At 42.2% G+C, this 19426-nt stretch carries 15 protein-coding genes; 7 read left to right on the top strand and 8 right to left on the bottom strand.

What is annotated here, in order from left to right; all coding sequences use genetic code 11:
- Positions 1–2: 2 nt before the first annotated feature.
- Positions 3–794 carry an RnfABCDGE type electron transport complex subunit B gene (locus C3F34_RS02060; protein ID WP_044740197.1) on the bottom strand — a complete coding sequence of 264 codons (792 nt, stop codon included), beginning with the start codon at positions 792–794 and terminating at the stop codon, positions 3–5.
- Between the two features lie 342 nt (positions 795–1136).
- Between C3F34_RS02060 and gdhA the strand changes: the two genes are divergently transcribed.
- Positions 1137–2480 carry an NADP-specific glutamate dehydrogenase gene (gene gdhA, locus C3F34_RS02055; protein WP_044740196.1) on the top strand — a complete coding sequence of 448 codons (1344 nt, stop codon included), beginning with the start codon at positions 1137–1139 and terminating at the stop codon, positions 2478–2480.
- A 65-nt stretch (positions 2481–2545) separates the two neighbouring features.
- Here the strand turns inward: gdhA and C3F34_RS02050 are convergent, their stop codons facing one another.
- The 3 genes from C3F34_RS02050 to rlmH all read right to left on the bottom strand — a co-directional run bounded on the left by C3F34_RS02050 (position 2546) and on the right by rlmH (position 4805).
- Entirely contained in the window at positions 2546–3316 is a 771-nt protein-coding gene (locus tag C3F34_RS02050) for an META and DUF4377 domain-containing protein (RefSeq protein WP_044740195.1), read from the bottom strand.
- A gap of 115 nt (positions 3317–3431) precedes the next feature.
- Entirely contained in the window at positions 3432–4208 is a 777-nt protein-coding gene (locus tag C3F34_RS02045) for a DODA-type extradiol aromatic ring-opening family dioxygenase (protein WP_044740194.1), read from the bottom strand.
- A gap of 114 nt (positions 4209–4322) precedes the next feature.
- Entirely contained in the window at positions 4323–4805 is a 483-nt protein-coding gene (gene rlmH, locus C3F34_RS02040; protein ID WP_026441300.1) for a 23S rRNA (pseudouridine(1915)-N(3))-methyltransferase RlmH, read from the bottom strand.
- Between the two features lie 153 nt (positions 4806–4958).
- Here rlmH and C3F34_RS02035 point away from each other — a divergent pair, with 153 nt between their 5' ends.
- The gene (locus tag C3F34_RS02035) at positions 4959–5897 is read left to right on the top strand and encodes a M20/M25/M40 family metallo-hydrolase (protein WP_044740193.1); all 939 of its coding nucleotides are present in this window, start codon (positions 4959–4961) and stop codon (positions 5895–5897) included.
- 282 nt (positions 5898–6179) lie between these two features.
- Here C3F34_RS02035 and C3F34_RS02030 read toward each other — a convergent pair whose 3' ends face one another.
- The 4 genes from C3F34_RS02030 to C3F34_RS02015 all read right to left on the bottom strand — a co-directional run bounded on the left by C3F34_RS02030 (position 6180) and on the right by C3F34_RS02015 (position 10328).
- Positions 6180–6560: a VOC family protein gene (locus tag C3F34_RS02030; protein ID WP_044740192.1), complete on the bottom strand. Its 381-nt coding sequence runs from the start codon at positions 6558–6560 to the stop codon at positions 6180–6182.
- Between the two features lie 132 nt (positions 6561–6692).
- Complete coding sequence (lon, locus tag C3F34_RS02025; protein ID WP_044740191.1) at positions 6693–9122, bottom strand: endopeptidase La; 2430 nt, start codon at positions 9120–9122, stop codon at positions 6693–6695.
- Between the two features lie 148 nt (positions 9123–9270).
- On the bottom strand, positions 9271–9861 hold the full coding sequence (locus tag C3F34_RS02020; RefSeq protein WP_044740190.1) for a 5-formyltetrahydrofolate cyclo-ligase: 591 nt from the start codon (positions 9859–9861) through the stop codon (positions 9271–9273).
- Positions 9862–9932: 71 nt separating this feature from the next.
- Positions 9933–10328, bottom strand: a complete 396-nt coding sequence (locus C3F34_RS02015; protein ID WP_044740189.1) for a MerR family transcriptional regulator — start codon at positions 10326–10328, stop codon at positions 9933–9935.
- Positions 10329–10410: 82 nt separating this feature from the next.
- Between C3F34_RS02015 and C3F34_RS02010 the strand changes: the two genes are divergently transcribed.
- The 5 genes from C3F34_RS02010 (at position 10411) to acnD (ending at position 19280) form a co-directional block, all read left to right on the top strand.
- Positions 10411–13386, top strand: coding sequence for a heavy metal translocating P-type ATPase (locus tag C3F34_RS02010; protein WP_044740188.1), 2976 nt, complete (start codon positions 10411–10413; stop codon positions 13384–13386).
- A 430-nt stretch (positions 13387–13816) separates the two neighbouring features.
- Entirely contained in the window at positions 13817–14500 is a 684-nt protein-coding gene (locus C3F34_RS02005; protein WP_104440997.1) for a GntR family transcriptional regulator, read from the top strand.
- 23 nt (positions 14501–14523) lie between these two features.
- Positions 14524–15408 (top strand): methylisocitrate lyase, encoded by an 885-nt coding sequence (gene prpB / locus C3F34_RS02000; RefSeq protein ID WP_044740186.1) that lies wholly within the window; start codon positions 14524–14526, stop codon positions 15406–15408.
- A 96-nt stretch (positions 15409–15504) separates the two neighbouring features.
- Positions 15505–16656, top strand: a complete 1152-nt coding sequence (prpC, locus tag C3F34_RS01995) for a 2-methylcitrate synthase (RefSeq protein ID WP_016165870.1) — start codon at positions 15505–15507, stop codon at positions 16654–16656.
- The gene (gene acnD / locus C3F34_RS01990) at positions 16656–19280 is read left to right on the top strand and encodes a Fe/S-dependent 2-methylisocitrate dehydratase AcnD (protein ID WP_104440996.1); all 2625 of its coding nucleotides are present in this window, start codon (positions 16656–16658) and stop codon (positions 19278–19280) included. Before prpC ends, acnD begins: the two co-directional genes overlap by 1 nt.
- Positions 19281–19426 lie beyond the last annotated feature (146 nt).

The following is a 19426-nucleotide window of genomic DNA, read 5'->3' as shown; positions in this document are numbered from 1 at the left end:
GTTTAAGCTCCTTGCCAAGCATTGAGTTGTTCGGTCAAGGTCAGTAATTGTGCACGCTTGTTTACATCTTCACGAACGCTGAGTTGTTTCTCTAACTTTTTAATTTGTGTTCGTAATTTTGCCAACTCAATGGTTGATTTAGCATCTTGTTGGGTGACAGTAGGTGTTTTGTCGGCAACTTCAATTACATGTACTGAATCAAGCTGAGTAGAGAATTGAGCAAATAATGCTGTATCAATTTCGGCACGTACTACAGGGCCCTTACGCTGCAAGCGACGAGTTTCTTCACGTTGAATATGGGCATAGTAGCGTTGGCGTAAATCGTTTTGTTCTATTGTGCGTTCAATTTCGTTAGGTAAGCTATTTAAATCTTCGACTAAATCAATACAGTCAACTGGACAGGGTGGAATACAAAGTTCACAGCCCGTGCATAAATCAGTCAACACACTATGCATGAGTTTCCCCGATCCGATAATCGCATCAACGGGGCATGCACTAATACATTTGGTACAACCAATACATTCATCTTCTCGAATAATGGCTTTCATTCGTTGTGGACGACCATCCGATTGAAGAGGCCATACGCTTTCCTCTGCTTTTAGAGATGGGCGTTGTAATAATTCAGCTAAAGCATCAGCCACAGGCTGTCCACCTGGGACGCATTTATTGGCAGCTTCTCCTTCAGCAATTGCTTTGGCGTAGGGAAGGCAACCATCTCGATGACCACATAAACCACATTGAGTTTGGGGAAGTAGCGCGTCGATGTGTTGAATGAGAGCAATTTGCGAAATCATGCGAAAACCACGCCTGTTTTTAGAACAGGATTAGAGAGATAGAGTCAAATTTTTCTGAATTTTAGCATGATTTAGGTGATTAATCTTGTGTTCCAAATTAATGCATTAAATGTGTTTATATGGTGCAAAAAAAGGTGGGATTGTTAAGTCAGGGTTTAAAAATATGAAAGACAAACTTTATTTAATAGTTAAAATAATTATTTGTTATATATTGAAAATATCAAGTTATTTTAAATAAATATTGTGGAAGGTGGATAAAAAGTATTTAATGTTTTGCGCCAAAATTTATCACTTAATTTAATTTTGACCTATTTTGATTCATAAATTGCTGAGGATGAAGTGTTGAAATACAGTAGCCTAAACGACTTTTTGGATTACGTAAAAACACGTGATGCACACCAACCCGAGTTTTTACAAGCGGTAGAAGAGGTGATGACCAGTCTGTGGCCATTCATTGAAAAGAACCCAAAATATGCAGCACATGGATTACTTGAGCGTTTAATTGAACCAGAACGTGCTATCCAATTCCGCGTGTCATGGGTCGATGATCAAGGTAACACCCAAGTAAATCGAGCATTTCGTGTTCAATACAACTCAGCAATTGGTCCATTTAAGGGTGGGATGCGTTTCCATCCCTCTGTCAATTTATCCATTTTAAAATTCTTGGGTTTTGAACAGACTTTTAAAAATGCCTTAACAACGTTGCCTATGGGTGGCGGAAAAGGCGGTTCTGACTTTGACCCTAAAGGGAAGTCAGAAGGCGAAATTATGCGTTTCTGCCAAGCATTAATGATTGAGCTATACCGTCACTTAGGTTCTAACACAGATATTCCTGCTGGAGATATTGGTGTTGGTGGTCGTGAAGTCGGCTATATGGCTGGGATGATGAAAAAACTCAGTAATGATACTTCTTGTGTATTTACTGGAAAAGGTTTGGCATTTGGTGGGTCTTTGGCACGTCCAGAAGCAACGGGTTATGGCACAGTATACTTTGCTGAAGAAATGCTAAAAACGCGTGGTGATAGTTTCCACGGAAAAACTGTGACCATTTCAGGTTCGGGTAATGTTGCACAATTTGCTGCTGAAAAAGCCATGTTCCTAGGCGCAAAAGTTGTATCACTTTCAGACTCGAATGGTACGGTTTATGTCAAAGATGGTTTCACCGATGAACTTCTAGCAGAAGTAATGTATTTAAAAAATGAAGCCCGTGGACGTATTTCTGAATTTGCATCTAAGCATGGATTTGAATATTTAGAAGGCAAACGCCCTTGGGGGATTCCTTGTGATATCGCTTTACCATGTGCAACTCAGAATGAATTGACGGGTGAAGATGCAGAGGTATTATTGGCTAATGGTGTTTTCTGTGTTGCAGAAGGTGCCAATATGCCTTCAACACTCGATGCTGTAGAAAAATTTGTTGCAGCGAAAATTCTGTATGCACCAGGTAAGGCATCTAATGCTGGTGGTGTAGCCACTTCGGGTCTTGAAATGTCACAAAATGCATTGCGTTTAGGATGGAGCTTCGAAGAAGTCGATGAGCGTTTACATGCAATTATGAAAGATATTCACCGTAATTGTGTTAAATATGGCACAAAAGCAGACGGTAGCATTAATTATGTGGATGGCGCCAATATTGCAGGCTTCGTGAAAGTTGCTGATGCTATGCTGTCGCAGGGTGTGTTCTAAGACAGAAAACGAGCAGTTCAGATAAAAAAGCCGATGCAATTGTATCGGCTTTTTTATGCTTGTATTTATTTTACAGTTTCGGTTTCAATCACCATATCTTTGACATAAGCATATTTAGATTGGTCCGCAGCAGGGTTTTGACGCTCAAAACGTTTTACGCGAACAATTTGGCGGGTTTTAGAATTGTGAGTATAGCCTTCGATATGGTCGTAGAATAAAGTCCAATCTTTATCGACAGTTGTTTTTATACCTTTGTCATCATATTTGATTTCACGAACTTGTAAGCACTCAATGCGAGCGACACCAGCTGAACAAGTTTTTGTTTCTGGCGAAATTTCTAAAAAGATGGTTTCACCTTGAGATTGGTATTTAGTTTCAGGTGTCATTTTCCCAACAAAGACATGTTTTTCGCCTTTCGCAGAAAGCAGTGTTAAGGTAGGTGCTTCAACATTTTGGCTATTCAACGTAAATTGAATTGAACGTTGACCGAGTAAATCTGCTGCTAAGCGTTCTTGTTGCATTGCGGGTTCAGCACAAGCCATTTGTGTGCCCATCATTGCACCTGTGACAATTTTGTCACCTTCAATTTTCCAGCTCGTACCTAAACCGTTACAGCTAGTTTTTACAGACAATTGTCCTTGTGTATTAAACGACAGTGTTAAAGGTTTTGGCGTGGTCGATGTAGTGCTGATCCATTCATAGGCAGCAAGCGTTTTGTTTTGATCAGGAATTGATTGTACATTCACGGCTTGATCCAAATTTGATGGTGTTTGAGTTGATTGGCAAGCAGCAAGAGAAAAAGGCAACAAAGCAAGTAAAAGGTATTTCAATTTCATTTTTAAATTAACACTTTAGTGAATAGATACAAAACTAAAGGTTAAATGATTAATAAAAAAAAGAAATGAATACGTGTACAACATTTGTATTCATTTCTTTAATTTTTAGAAAGGATTAGTCAAAACGGTAAATGTCCATTCCCAATGAACCCATTGTGAAACTGCTATGGACAATATTAAAGCGTGTGCCCGTACCCATTGCAAAAAATAAAGGCGAAAAATGTTCTAAAGTTGGATGATTGCGCTGTACATAGGGAATACTGTTCCAGTCCAATACTGCTTCATAGTCTTGATGCGACAGTTTTTGAACCACATAGTTTCGGAAGGTCGATGCCCATATAGGCACATCCTGCGATTCCCCATGCCATGACAATTCAGACAAATTATGGGTAATACTGCCCGAACCAATCAGTAAAACTTGTTGTTCACGTAAAACTGAAAGAGCTTGCCCAATTTGATAAATCTGTTCTGCTGACATATGCATAGGTAGTGAAATTTCAACCACTGGGATATCTGCATTCGGGAACATGTGGAGTAATGGCATCCACACACCATGATCACGCGGGCGGCTATTATTGGCGTGGGCATCAAATCCTGCATCAGACAGTCGCTTTAAAATGTCTTCGGCAAGTTGAGGGTCACCAGGAGCAGGGTAGCGAATTTCATATAGCGCAGGGGGGAAACCACGAAAATCATGCCAAGTTTCTGGGCGGATGCCCGTATTGACCTCAAGTGCCTGACTTTCCCAGTGTGCTGACATCACGACAATCGCTTTAGGTGTTGGTAGATTTAAACTCAAACGTTGTAAGGCTGGACCGACTTGTTCAGGGTTAAGCGCAAGCATGGGAGATCCATGAGAAATAAATAAACCTGGTAAAGTTTGTAGATTCATCGTCTTGCGCCTAATTTGAATAAGAGAATATGTTCATCATGCCAAAGAGAAATAGTTGAATAAAGCATTTCTATTCAACGTATTGTTGCAATTATAGAATGATAGGAGATGGCTTTAACCCGCCCGATGATAGGGATGATTGTGATTAATGCTCATGGCTCGATATAACTGTTCAATCAGCATGACACGCACCAATGGGTGTGGCAAGGTCAGTTTTGATAATGACCAATGCCATGCGGCTGCTTTACGAACCGCTTCTGAATGACCATCTGGTCCACCAATTGCCAAGGCGACATCATTGCCTTCTAGCATCCAAGACTTCATGGTATCAGCCAGTTTTTCGGTGCTGAATTCACGACCACCCACTTCAAGCGCGATGAGCGTTTCATTCTGTTTGAGTGCATTTAAAATGCTATCACCTTCAATTTGTCGATATTTTAAAATGTCGGCTTCAGAATCATTTTTTCCACGCTTTGCCATGGGCAACTCAATAATTTGCGTTTGTACAAAGGGTTGAATTCGTTTGAAATAATCTTCAAAACCCGTCAGAACCCAAGCTGGCATTTTTTGACCAATGGTCAGAATTCGTATTTTCATATCTGGCATCACATGCTTATTCAGCAGAATTATAGCGTTGAATGAATACAATCCAATCTCGATATACATTTTGCAATTGAAAATAATTACTGGCTGTTGCATTAATGCTCTGTAAGAACGAAAAAAATTGTGATGACGGTGGAATAATAATAAATGAAAAGGAATAAATTTTTGAAAGTAGCTTGGGTTGGTTTACTGATGACGGCTATTTCGGTGGTTACGCAGAGTCAGGCCAATTCTGCGACCAGCCAACAAGCTGACGTCCAGAATGTCCAACTTTACTTACAGCAAATTATTGGTACAGGTTCATTTCGGAATCATCAAAATATTGCCGAATTAAATCGAGTTTCAGCTTGGATCAAAGAGCAAATGCGTTTATTTGGTATTCCTTGTCAATTTCAGAATTATATTGTGAATCGGCAGAATTATCGCAACGTGGTCTGTTCATTAAATGTGGGAGGAGCCGAAAAAGTCATCGTTGGCGCACATTATGATGTGTTTGGTCAAGTACAGGGAGCAGATGATAATGCCTCTGGGGTCGCGGGAGTGATTGAAGCGGCTCGTATTTTGTCACAGGAAAAAAGCCATCTAAGCCATAATGTAGAATTTGCTTTTTATACGCTTGAAGAACCACCATATACCAATACAGAATATATGGGCAGTTATGTACATGCCAAGTCAGTACAAGCACAACGCGATAAGATTCTAGGGGTTTATATTCTGGAAATGATTGGCTACTACGATACAGCACTGGTGCAAGAATATCCTGTTGGATTGAAGTGGATTTATCCAAGTCACGGTAATTTTATTGCAGCGGTGAGTGATATCGATTCGCGTGGATTAGGTGAGAATTTTTGTACTGCCATGCAGCAATTGGAATGCCAGCGTTTAGTCGCACCATCTTTTACCCCAGGATTGAATTTTTCAAGTCATAGCAACTATTGGAATTATGATATTCCTGCGATTATGCTGACCGATACCGCTTTTTATCGGAATAAGAATTATCATACGGCTGCCGACACATTAAAGACCCTAAATCTTGAAAAGATGACTCAGGTGATCGATGGGTTGGTGCAAACGATATTGAAGTAAATAATGTAGGATGAAAAGGGCATTATTATTTTTATGTAGAAAAATTAAAGAATACCAATAAAAAACGCAGTCCTTGAATAGTGTAAGGACTGCGATCAAGAGATTATCTGCCTGGAGAAACAGATAACCTTTAAGAATAAGAAACATACAGCACATATGTATTCTTATTATTTAATATTGGGTGTTCTTTGGATTTTTTCAAGTCTGATTTGTGAAGGGAAACCTGCTTAATATTCAAAGTTAGAACATACGATAACCTTAAATTATTTACGATACGCTGGTTTACTTCATAGAATGTAAACCAATCATATTTCCTTCTGTATCAAAAGCTAAAACAATAAATCCGTACTCACCAATTGAAGTTTTTGATTCATGAATGTTGCCGCCCGCTTCACCAATTCGGGCTGCTTCATCTGCACAGTCTTCACATGAAAAATAGATTAATGTGCTGTTTCCACCTGCGGCGACTCCTGACATTTGAACTAAAGCACCAGAAGCGCCATAAACTTGCATATCCGATGGGAACGCCCACATTTGAAGCGAGTTACCCTCAGAAGGAGGAATCAATTCAGAGAGTTGAATATTAAATACTGCTTCATAAAATTGTTTGGCTCGGGTTATGTCATTGACATATATTTCAAACCATCCGACAGGGTTTTTCATTTTAATGGTCCTGTATCATCCTTTGGATGCAATTTATTTTAGGGGATAAAAGCACGAAGATGTGTGGTGTTATTTACAGTAATTTGTAATAAAAAAAAGAGAGCCGTAGCTCTCTTTTTTCTCTTGCTAAAATTAGTGACGTGCGGCTTTTTTACCATCATCGACTGGTTTTACAATTGGTGCTTTGACCAAAGGTTCAGGCTTTGATGTCAAGGCAAGAGGTAAAATCTCATCAATCGATTTCACTGCTTTAATCTCAAGCCCTTCTTTCACATTTTCAGGAATCTCTGCAAGATCACGGACGTTATCTTGAGGAATGAAGACTAATTTAATGCCACCACGGTGTGCAGCAAGCAATTTTTCTTTCAAACCACCAATACGCATTGCACGACCACCAAGACTCGTTTCACCTGTCATGGCAATGTCAGGGCGAATTGGGATACCTGTAAAGGCAGAAACCAATGCTGTAGTCAGTGCTAAACCAGCAGATGGACCATCTTTTGGTGTTGCACCTTCTGGTAAGTGGACGTGAACATCGGTCTCTTCAAAGCGAGTTGACTCGATGCCCAACTCATCTGCACGTGTACGTACCACGGTCATGGCTGCGGTAATTGATTCTTTCATCACATCACCGAGTGAACCCGTGGTGATAAATTTCCCTTTACCTTTGACCGCTGCAACTTCAATGGTCAATAACTCACCACCGACAGACGTCCACGCTAAACCGTTGACACGACCCACTTGCGCTTCATCTTCTGCCATACCAAAGTCAAATTTGTGTGGACCTAGGTAGTCTGGAAGATTAGCCGAAGTGACATCAACTTGTAGGTTTTTCGCCTTTTTGCTGACGGCTTCTTTTACCACTTTACGTGCAATTTTAGAGACTTCACGCTCTAAGCTACGCACACCTGCTTCACGTGTATAACGCTGCACGATGTCACGAATCGCTTCTTCATGAACAGTCAATTCTTTAGCACGTAAACCGTTGTTCTTAATGGCTTTCGGAACAAGGTAACGCTCAGCAATATTGACTTTTTCGTCTTCGGTATAACCCGGTAGGCGAATCACTTCCATACGATCCAACAATGCTTCAGGAATATTCATGCTGTTAGCAGTACAGATGAACATTACTTCAGACAGGTCAAGATCAAGATCTAAATAGTGATCGTTAAACTTGTTGTTCTGTGATGGATCAAGTACTTCAAGCAATGCAGAAGCAGGGTCGCCACGGTAGTCTTGCGCCATCTTGTCGATTTCATCGAGCAAGAACAATGGGTTCTTCACGCCAACTTTCGTTAACGATTGTACAATTTTACCCGGCATCGCACCGATATAGGTACGACGGTGACCACGGATTTCCGCTTCGTCACGTACACCGCCCAGCGCCATACGGACAAATTCACGGCCAGTCGCTTTCGCAACAGATTCGCCCAGTGAGGTTTTACCTACACCCGGAGGGCCAACTAAACAAAGGATTGGGCCTTTGAGTTTTTTCACGCGAGATTGAACCGCTAAATATTCCACAATACGATCTTTCACGTCATCTAAGCCATAATGATCTGCATCGAGAATTTCTTGCGCTTTGCTTAAGTTAATGCTGACTTTGCTGGCTTTATTCCAAGGTGTATCTAAGATCACCTCTAAATAGTTACGTACCACAGCCGCTTCACTTGACGCAGGTTGCATCGCTTTAAGCTTACGGAATTCAGCTTCTGCTTTTTTACGTACGTGCTCAGGTAAATCTGCTTCAGCAAGACGTTTCTCAATTTCAGCTACGTCGTCTTCTGCACCGCCATTCATGTCAGAAAGCTCACGCTGAATAACCTTCATCTTTTCATTGAGGAAGTATTCGCGTTGGTTTTTCTCCATTTGACGCTTCACTGAGTCATGTAAAGTTTGCTCAATCTGTTGCTCTTCAGACTGTTGCAACAAATAGGTCATCAGTTCTTGTAGATGTGCCTCAAACTCATCGTGCTCAAGGAATTTTTGTTTCACATCAATATTCAGTGGAACACGAGTCGCTACGAAGAATAACAATTGAAGTAAATCATCAATTTTGTTCGCTGCAGCAATCAGTTCACGGGCATTACGTAGCTTTGCTTCAGCATATTGTGCAAACAGGGCACGTAATTCTTGAACACGTGTTGCTTGAGTTGTTTCGTCAATGTGAACTGACATTGGGCTAAGTGCATGTTCCGCGGTGAGATAATCATTTTCATCAATGATTTTTTCTAACTTAGAACGATGCAAGCCTTCGATTAATACTTTTATACAGTTTTCATCATTTTCATGATTCACAACTTGTACAATCTTCGCGACAGTACCGTATTGATATAAGTTGTCGTGATCAATTTCTTCTGAAAGAGAATCTTTCTGAGCAACTACAAATACTAGATTGTCACTGTTACGAGCCACATCAACTGCATTGATCGATTTTTCACGACCTACAAATAGCGCGATTTGCATGTGTGGATACACCACTACATCACGTAACGCTAAAAGTGGTAATACACTTGGAACCTGAGGCTCTAAGGTTTCTTGATTCATAATAATTTCAGACATGGGCACTCCTAATGAGTGACAACGGTGTTGCCATGTTTTTTATAGTGATGGGTATTTTAAAAAATACAAGGGCAGGTCAAAATAAATTGTATAAAAAATGACTAAACATGTGATTTTTAAGTATTCTCAACAGTCAAAAATGTCAATTTTAGCGCTTGAAGCGTAAATATTGTTGAGGCGTAAGCAGTGCATCTAAAGGTTGATCCCATTTTTCTCGAATGAGGCGCTGCGGTACTAATTGAAAGTGATGGGCCAACCCGAGACGAAACGGACGGTGATAAGGTGTAGATGCTAAGGTTTTGTCATAAAACCCGCCCCCCATGCCAATTCGTGTGCCATAAAGATCACACGCCAATAAAGGCATTAGTAGCAGGTCTAGGTGTGAAACGTGTTGCCCACGTGTTGCCATGGGTTCTTGCATACCAAGCGGATGGTGGGAAAAGCGTTTATTTTGAAATTGATTGCGTGAAACTTTGACCCACACCAAGCGTTGATTCATATTGCAAATCATCGGTAAATACACCGACTTTTTTTGATGAAAACAATATTCAATGATTTTATGAGTCTGAATTTCCCCAAAGGCATGTAGATAAATGCCGACATGCTTGGCCTGTTTAAATTTGGGCACAGATCTTAGGCGCTGTAAAATTTGCTGCTCAGACTGTTGTTGTTGATAAACGGAAACTTGTCTGCGTTGTTTGCGAAGCTGTTTTCTGAGTTGGGCAAGTTCAATCGACATAATGAACGCAGTCCTGAGTATCGAAAAGGTGAGTGTTAAAATGATCGGCAAGTCCAAAAGACGGTAACTGTTTATGGTTCAGTCGTTGAACCTTTTTTCAGTTCTTGCAAAATTGGGCAACAACTGTCTGTTGTGGTTTTACATTCATCTACCCAAGTTGAAAGACGCTGTTTCAGTGCATTTAATTCTTGAATCCGTTGATCAATTTTTTCCAGTCGTTGTTGAATCACGTCACGGACTTTTTCTCGGTCATTCAGTTGTAAATGTAATAGATCTTGAATTTCACTGAGCTGCAAGCCAGCATCTTTACCTTTTTGAATAAAGCTTAAGGTTTCAATGTCTTGTTGGCTGTAATAACGATAGTTTTGTGTGGTTTCAGGAATGCGCATAAGACCAATCCGTTGATAATAACGAATCGTTTCAACATTAACATGACACTGTTTTGCCAGTTTGCCGATAGTGAGCATAAAATAATCTCCAAAAGGCTTGACTCAGTACCTAGGTACAGACTTTATGCTAACACAATCAAAAAATAAAAGGTGAGCCAGAATGAGTGAGCAACACAAAACGTCTTGCTGTTCAAAACAGAAATCAGTGTCTACAGTGATAAATATCGATCCTGTTTGCGGTATGACGGTAGCAGAGGATTCTCCACATGTGTATGAGCATCAATCAGTTCGTTATTTGTTTTGTTGCTCAGGCTGTTTAAAGAAATTTACAGCCGATCCTGCAGCTTATCTAACCTCAAAAAAAGCGCAAAGTTCTTGTTGTAGCAAAGCGAAAACTGAGCAAGCGGATAGTTCAGTCCAACCTGAAGCAGAAAGTATGGTCACTGCATCAAAAGGGTGTGGCTGTGCGAGCAACCACCAGCAAGGTAAAGTACCTCAAGCAGAAAGCTTTACAGACCCTGTGTGTGGCATGACGGTCACGGATTTGAGTAAACCACATAGCGAATGGCAGGGCAAAAACTATTATTTTTGCAGTGAAAAATGTCAGCAAAAATTTATCGCTGCGCCTGAAAGCTATGTTACGACAGTTGAAGAAAAGTCCGCGAAAGTATCAGGATGTTGTGGAACTTCTAAACCAGAAGAGAAGAAAGCCTCAACATGTTGTGGTACAGAATCTAAAACTCCAGAAACAGCACAAGCTGAATCAAAATCAAGTTGTTGTGCAGCAAAGCCTAAACCAGAACCAGCTAAAACAGGTTGCTGTGGTGGCGGGAAACACGCACATGAGCAGCATGTCCAGTCAGGAGCATCAGCTTTTATTGACCCCGTCTGCGGTATGTCTGTTGACCCAAATACTGAGTTAAAAACGGATTATCAGCAACAGACTTATTATTTCTGTAATCCATCTTGCTTAGACAAATTTAAGGGAGATCCTGAGTTTTATCTAATTCCACCTGATCAGCGTCCTGTGCCTGAAGGTGCTGCTGATATGGATTATACCTGTCCGATGGACCCTGAAATTGTGCAAAAAGGGCCGGGCACGTGTCCGATTTGTGGTATGGCGCTGGAGCCGATGCAACCGACTTTAGATGATGCACCAAATCCTGAATTGGTTGATTTTAGTCATCGCTTTTGGATGACTTTACCACTGACGTTAATCGTGTTTGTTTTAGCGATGGGTTCACATCTCCATAGTTTCATTTCACCGCATATTCAGCCGTGGATTGAGCTAGTCCTCGCGACCCCTGTGGTGTTGTGGGCGGGTAAACCGTTTATTGAGCGCTGTTGGACCTCGTATAAAACCCGTAACTTGAATATGTGGAGTCTGATAGGGGTTGGGGTATTAGCCGCCTATATTTATAGTGTCGTGGCGACCATCTTTCCAAGCCTGATTCCGATGGCAGCCAAAACAGGACATGGTGTCGCGGTGTATTATGAAGCGGCGTGTATGATTGTATCTCTGAGTTTGCTTGGTCAAATCATGGAGCTAAAAGCCCGTGCCAAAACAGCCGATTCATTGAAAGCCTTGCTCAAACTCCAAGTCAACACCGCTAAGTTGGTTCAAAATGATCAAGTGATTGAAGTGGATATTGGCATGGTCAAACAAGGCGATATTTTACAGATTTCCTCAGGTGATCAGATTCCACTGGATGGCGTGGTGGTAGAAGGCAAAACCTATGTCGATGAAGCCATGATGACGGGTGAACCTGTGCCAGTGAAAAAGCAAGTGCATGACACAGTCATTGGTGGCACAGTGAATCAACAAGGCAGTATTCGAATACAAACCACGGCTGTAGGTGCTAACACAACATTATCGAAAATGATTCAGACAGTTGCAGAAGCGCAGCGTTCTAAAGCACCGCTACAACGTTTAGCCGATGTGTTTGCTAAATATTTTGTGATTGTGGTGTTGTTCATTAGTGCTTTGACCTTTGTTGCATGGATGGTGTTTGGTGGTGCGCAATTTGACTTGGCATTGATGTGTGCTGTAGCGGTACTGATTATTGCCTGTCCATGTGCGCTTGGTTTAGCAACGCCAATGTCCGTGATGGCCACTACAGGTCGTGCAGCACAGAAAGGTGTTCTGTTTAAAGATGCGGAAGCGATTGAAGCCTTAAGTAAGGTTAATACGCTGATTGTCGATAAAACTGGAACCTTGACTGAAGGTAAGCCGAGTCTGAAAGAAATTAGGTTACTCAGCCCAAATGTGGAACAAACTCAAGTTGAACAGTGGATTGCCTCGATTGAGCAATATTCAAGTCACCCGATTGCTCAAACTTTGACTCAAATTGTTCCTACGCAGCAATTGCTAAAAGTGGAAGACTTTGAAGATGTTACGGGCTTTGGCGTCAAAGGTCAGATTGGCGAGCAAACCTTGTATATCGGTAGTCAAAAGTTGCTAGAACAACTCGGTATCACCTTAGACACTACACTACAAAGCCAGTTAGATCAGCAACGTGCGATAGGCAATGTCATAAGTTTCTTGAGCAATAGCCAGGAGGTGCTGGCGTATATTTCTATCCATGATGCAATTAAAGCCAATGCCCCTCAAGTGATTCAGCAATTGATTGATGATGGTATTGAAGTGGTGATGGCGACAGGTGACCACGAGAAAAATGCGCAACTAGTGGCAAAAGAGTTAGGCATTCAGCATGTGCATGGCAATTGTACCCCAATCGAAAAATTGGAGATTGTGAAGAAATATCAGGCGCAGGGCAAAATTGTTGCTATGGCGGGTGATGGGATTAATGATGCACCAGCGCTTGCCCAAGCCAATGTCGGGATTGCGATGGGGAATGGAACTGATATTGCTAAACAGACGGCACAAGTGACGTTGGTGAAAGGTGATATTCGTGGAGCAGCCGACGCCTTGCATATGGCGAAACTTGGTGTACGTAATATGAAACAGAACCTTGCCTTTTCTTTTGTCTATAACGGCTTGGGTGTACCTGTCGCAGCGGGAATTTTCTATCCACTCACTGGGTTATTACTCACTCCGATGTTAGCCGCAGTAGCGATGTCGCTTAGTTCACTGTCTGTGGTTTTAAATGCCTTACGTTTGCAAAAGGCAAAATAAGTCCAGCAGCATATAAATGGTAACAAAAGCCTCAAGCATTTCCTTGAGGCTTTTTTCTATTTACGGCATAACAGATAGAACAAAATAAAAACTGAAGTGTCGATAATAAAACTCAAGGGTCATTCAGGACAACTTCGTGATTGGACTCAAACCAAGTGTTGAAAGCGTAGGTCACGACATGGATATAAAAAATGCTTTTCTATCACAGAATCAGTATTGAAATAAGATTTAAAGTATTGAATTAAAATAAATTATAGAGCTGTTGTATTGAAACATCTTTAGAACGGATACCCGATATGATTTTACTTAAACATTGTCAAGTCTTCGTCCATCGCATTTTCAAGTCTAATACCAAAGTTGTTGACAATATTGTTGCATTTTAATTTATTTGTGCTTATTTTAGCTAATAATTGATCTGATTGTTGACAATATGCAAATTGACGAGCTGTCTCCACAGACAAAACAAGTCGCTACAGCGACTTTAACCGACCAGATTTTCAGAAAAATTCAAACTGCGATTGTGAGCGGTGAAATTGCAGCGGGCAGTAAAATTTCTGAACCAGAGCTGGCGCGTGTATATGGCATTAGTCGTGGACCTTTACGTGAAGCCATCCACCGCTTAGAAGGGCAAAAATTGGTAGAACGCACTGCTCATGTCGGCGCGCGTGTAGTGTCTTTATCGCATCAACAATTGTTTGAGCTGTATCAAATTCGTGAAAACTTGGAAGGTTTGGCTTGCCGTTTGGCTGCACAAAGCATCGATAAACAGCAGATTTTAAATTTGCGTGAAGTGCTGCATTTACATGCGCAAGACCCAAATTTTAAAGAAGGGAAAGGCTATTACTTACAAGAAGGTCAGGACGATTTTCATTATTGCATCATCAAGAACTGTGGCAATAAAACTTTGGAAAAGATGTTATGTGATGAGTTGTATCACTTGATTCGGATGTATCGAATTCAGTATTCCAAAACGCCAAATCGTCCGCATCGAGCCTTGTCGGAACATATTCGTATTTTAGATGCTATTGCCGAAGGTGATGCAGAACTCGCGGAATTACTGATGCGACGCCACATTGCTGCGTCTTATCAAAACATTGAACAAAACCTAATTTAATGATGAAGAGAGAGGGAGGACGTATGTCAACGTTATCAGCAGGGCAGAAATTCCGTGATGCGGTTGCAAGTGAACATCCATTACAAGTGGTCGGAACCATCAATGCCAATCATGCCTTATTGGCAAAGCGTGCAGGTTACAAAGCCATTTATTTATCTGGCGGTGGTGTAGCAGCAGGCTCTTTAGGTTTACCTGACTTAGGTATTAGCAACCTCGATGATGTACTGACAGATGTACGCCGTATTACCGATGTATGTGATTTGCCTTTATTGGTCGATGCCGACACAGGTTTTGGTGCTTCAGCATTTAACATTGCGCGTACGACAAAAGCACTTATCAAGTTTGGTGCAGCGGCTATGCATATTGAAGACCAAGTCGGTGCGAAACGTTGTGGTCACCGTCCAAACAAAGCCATTGTGACTCAAGAAGAAATGGTTGACCGTATTAAAGCTGCCGTTGATGCGCGTGGTGATGACAAGTTCGTGATTATGGCGCGTACCGATGCTTTGGCTGTAGAAGGTTTGCAAGCTGCAATTGACCGCGCAGGTGCTTATATTGAAGCAGGCGCGGACATGTTGTTCCCAGAAGCGATTACTGAATTGGCGATGTATAAACAATTTGCTGCTGCAACCAATGTTCCAATTTTGGCAAACATTACTGAATTTGGTTCTACGCCATTATTTACCACAGAGGAATTGGCTTCTGCGGATGTCAGCATTGCGCTTTATCCTCTTTCAGCTTTCCGTGCGATGAACAAAGCAGCGGAAAATGTCTACACTACTTTACGTAAAGAAGGTACACAAAAGAACGTGGTCGATACCATGCAAACCCGTCAAGAATTGTATGACCGCATTAATTACCATGCGTTTGAACAATACCTTGATGCCTCTTTTGTCAAAAATAAATAACAGTTTAACCATAAAATCTTTGCGTCAGTGTAGGAAATAAAACTGACGCAAAGCATAAAAATGAATTGATCCACCCAATGGAAGAAGGAAGATCTCATGAATGCAACAACAAACGGATTCAAGCCAAAAAAATCAGTCGCACTCAGCGGACAAGTGGCGGGTAATACAGCACTTTGCACCGTAGGTCGTAGTGGTAATGATTTGCACTACCGTGGTTACGACATTTTAGACCTTGCGGGTCAAAGCGAATTTGAAGAAGTGGCTTACCTTTTGGTTCATGGCAAATTACCGAATAAAGCGGAACTCAAGGCCTACAAGAATAAACTGAAAGCACTTCGTGGTTTACCTGCATCACTTAAAGCGGCGTTAGAACAACTCCCACCATATGCACACCCAATGGACGTGATGCGTACAGGTGTTTCAGTTCTAGGTTGCTTAACACCAGAACATGAAGACCATAACTATGCGGGTGCACGCGACATCGCAGACAAGTTAATGGCATCTTTCGGTTCAATGTTGCTTTACTGGTATCACTTTAGTCACAACGGCAAACGTATTGAAGTTGAAACCGATGATGACTCAATTGGTGCGCACTTCCTTCATTTGTTACACGGTGAAAAACCATGTGAACAATGGATTCAAGCAATGCACACGTCATTGATTTTGTATGCAGAGCATGAGTTCAATGCATCGACGTTTACTTCACGTGTAATTGCTGGTACAGGTTCAGACATGTACTCAACTATTGCAGGTGCAATTGGTGCATTACGTGGACCTAAACATGGTGGTGCAAACGAAGTTGCATTCGTGATTCAACAGCGCTACGACAATGCAGACGAAGCAGAAGCAGACATTCGTAAGCGTGTAGAAAACAAAGAAGTCGTGATTGGTTTTGGTCACCCTGTTTACACCATCGCTGACCCACGTAACGAAGTAATTAAGCAAGTTGCACTTGAATTGGCGGATGCGCAAGAAAACAAAAAAATGTATTTGATTGCGGAACGTTTAGAAGCCGTGATGAAAGAAGTGAAAAACATGTTCCCGAACCTCGACTGGTTCAGTGCGGTGAGCTATCACTTGATGGGCGTTCCAACTGCCATGTTCACACCATTGTTCGTGATTGCACGTACAGCAGGTTGGTCAGCGCACGTGATTGAACAACGCCAAGACGGCAAAATCATTCGTCCAAGCGCGAACTACACAGGCCCTGAAAATCTTGAATTTAAACCATTGGCGGAGCGTGGTTAATGAACACTAAATACCGTAAACCGCTGGCAGGTACCCAGCTTGAATATTACGACGTGCGTCAAGCCGTTGAAGATATTCAGCCAGGCGCATACGAAAAACTGCCTTACACCTCTAAAGTACTCGCAGAGCAATTGGTACGCCGTGCCGATGCCGAGAACTTAACTGCTTATTTAACGCAGTTGATTGAAGGCCGTCAGGACTTAGACTTCCCTTGGTATCCTGCGCGCGTGGTGTGTCATGACATCCTAGGTCAAACTGCATTGGTTGACCTTGCAGGTTTGCGTGATGCGATTGCCGACAAAGGCGGTGACCCATCTAAAGTCAACCCAGTTGTGCCAACACAGCTCATTGTCGACCACTCTTTAGCAGTGGAATATGGCGGTGCTGACCCAGACGCTTTTGCAAAAAACCGTGCTGTTGAAGACCGTCGTAACGAAGACCGTTTCCACTTTATTGAATGGACTAAAACAGCATTTAAAAATGTCGATGTGATCCCTGCGGGGAACGGCATTATGCACCAGATTAACCTAGAGAAAATGTCTCCGGTCATTCAGGCGCGTGATGGCGTAGCATTCCCAGACACATGCGTAGGTACAGACTCGCACACACCACATACAGACGCTTTGGGCGTAATTTCTGTGGGTGTTGGTGGCTTAGAAGCTGAAAACGTAATGTTAGGCCGTGCATCTTGGATGCGTCTACCAGACATTATTGGTGTTGAGTTTGTAGGTCAGCGTCAGGCGGGCATTACTGCAACAGATATCGTGTTGGCTCTAACAGAGTTCTTGCGTAAAGAGCGCGTTGTTGGTGCTTATCTTGAGTTCTTTGGTGAAGGTGCTGACAGCATGTCTGTGGGCGACCGTGCAACCATTTCGAACATGACACCAGAATACGGCGCTACGGCGGCGATGTTCTACATCGACCAAAACACGATTGATTACTTACGCCTCACAGGCCGTGAAGATACTCAAGTGGCACTGGTTGAACAGTACGCAAAAGAAATCGGCCTTTGGGCATCTGACATGACCAAAGCAGAGTACCCACGTGTACTACGTTTTGACCTATCGACAGTCACACGTAACATTGCTGGTCCATCAAACCCACATGCACGTGTTTCAACTGCGGACCTAAAAGAAAAAGGTATTGCGGGTGTTGTTGAAAACCGTTCTGATGGCTTAATGCCAGATGGTGCAATCATTATTGCTGCCATTACTTCGTGTACCAACACTTCTAACCCACGTAACACTGTGGCGGCAGGCTTGTTGGCACGTAAAGCAAATGAACTTGGTTTAGTTCGTAAACCTTGGGTGAAATCATCATTTGCACCGGGTTCAAAAGCGGCTGCACTTTATCTTGAAGAAGCAGGTGTTCTAAAAGACTTAGAACAACTTGGTTTTGGTATTGTGGCTTATGCTTGTACGACGTGTAACGGTATGTCGGGTGCGTTAGATCCAGTCATTCAGCAAGAAATTATTGACCGTGACTTGTACGCAACCGCAGTACTCTCTGGTAACCGTAACTTCGATGGCCGTATCCATCCATATGCAAAACAAGCGTTCTTAGCATCTCCACCGCTTGTTGTGGCGTATGCAATTGCGGGCACAATTCGTTTTGACATCGAAAAAGATGCTTTAGGTCATGACAAAGAAGGTAACCCGATTTACCTCAAAGACATCTGGCCATCTGATGCTGAAATTGATGCGTTAGTTAAAGAAGCTGTGAAGCCTGAACAGTTCCGTAAAGTCTACATTCCAATGTTTGACTTAGGCGTAACCGTAGAGGCCGAAAGTCCGCTTTATGACTGGCGTCCACAAAGTACTTACATCCGCCGTCCACCATATTGGGAAGGGGCGTTGGCTGCACCACGTACTTTGGCGAACATGCGTCCGCTTGCAATTTTGGGTGACAACATAACCACTGACCATTTATCGCCTTCAAACGCGATTTTGATGGACTCGGCTGCGGGTGAATACCTTCACAAAATGGGCGTACCAGAAGAAGACTTCAACTCTTATGCAACACACCGTGGTGACCACTTAACGGCACAACGTGCAACTTTTGCCAACCCGAAATTGTTTAACGAAATGGTACGTCGTACTGATGGTACAGTGAAACAAGGTTCAAAAGCACGTGTAGAGCCAGAAGGCGAAGTGATGCGTATGTGGGAAGCGATTGAAACTTACATGAACCGTAAGCAACCGCTGATCATCGTTGCAGGTGCTGACTATGGTCAAGGTTCTAGCCGTGACTGGGCTGCGAAAGGCGTTCGTCTTGCAGGTGTAGAAGCCATTGTTGCGGAAGGTTTTGAGCGTATTCACCGTACCAACTTGGTGGGTATGGGCGTATTACCGCTTGAGTTTAAAGCAGGTGTAAACCGCAATACCTTGAAGTTAGATGGTACTGAGCTATACAGCGTGATTGGTAACATTGCGCCACGTTCAACTTTAACTTTAGTGATTGAGCGTGCAACGGCTGATGGCAAAAATGAAGTTGTGGAAGTACCTGTAACTTGCCGCCTAGATACAGAAGAAGAAGTGTCTGTATATGAAGCGGGTGGTGTACTTCAGCGTTTTGCTCAGGACTTCTTGGAAAGCCAAGAAGAGAAAGAGCAATTAACAGCTTAATTTAAAGTATTTGATATTGTTTAAAAAAAGCCCTACTTTAGAGTGGGGTTTTTTATTGAGAATAATATGCAAGACTCAAGCAATTTAGAGGAATTGCTACACGATATGACGGTAATCCTCCCATAAATAACCGAAGTTAAAAGTAG

This window comes from Acinetobacter sp. ACNIH2, from assembly GCF_002934965.1.
In the GTDB taxonomy this organism is placed as follows: Bacteria; Pseudomonadota; Gammaproteobacteria; order Pseudomonadales; family Moraxellaceae; genus Acinetobacter; species Acinetobacter tandoii.
Note: the sequence above shows the minus strand (reverse complement) of the source record. Positions and strands in the feature narration are given on the sequence as shown.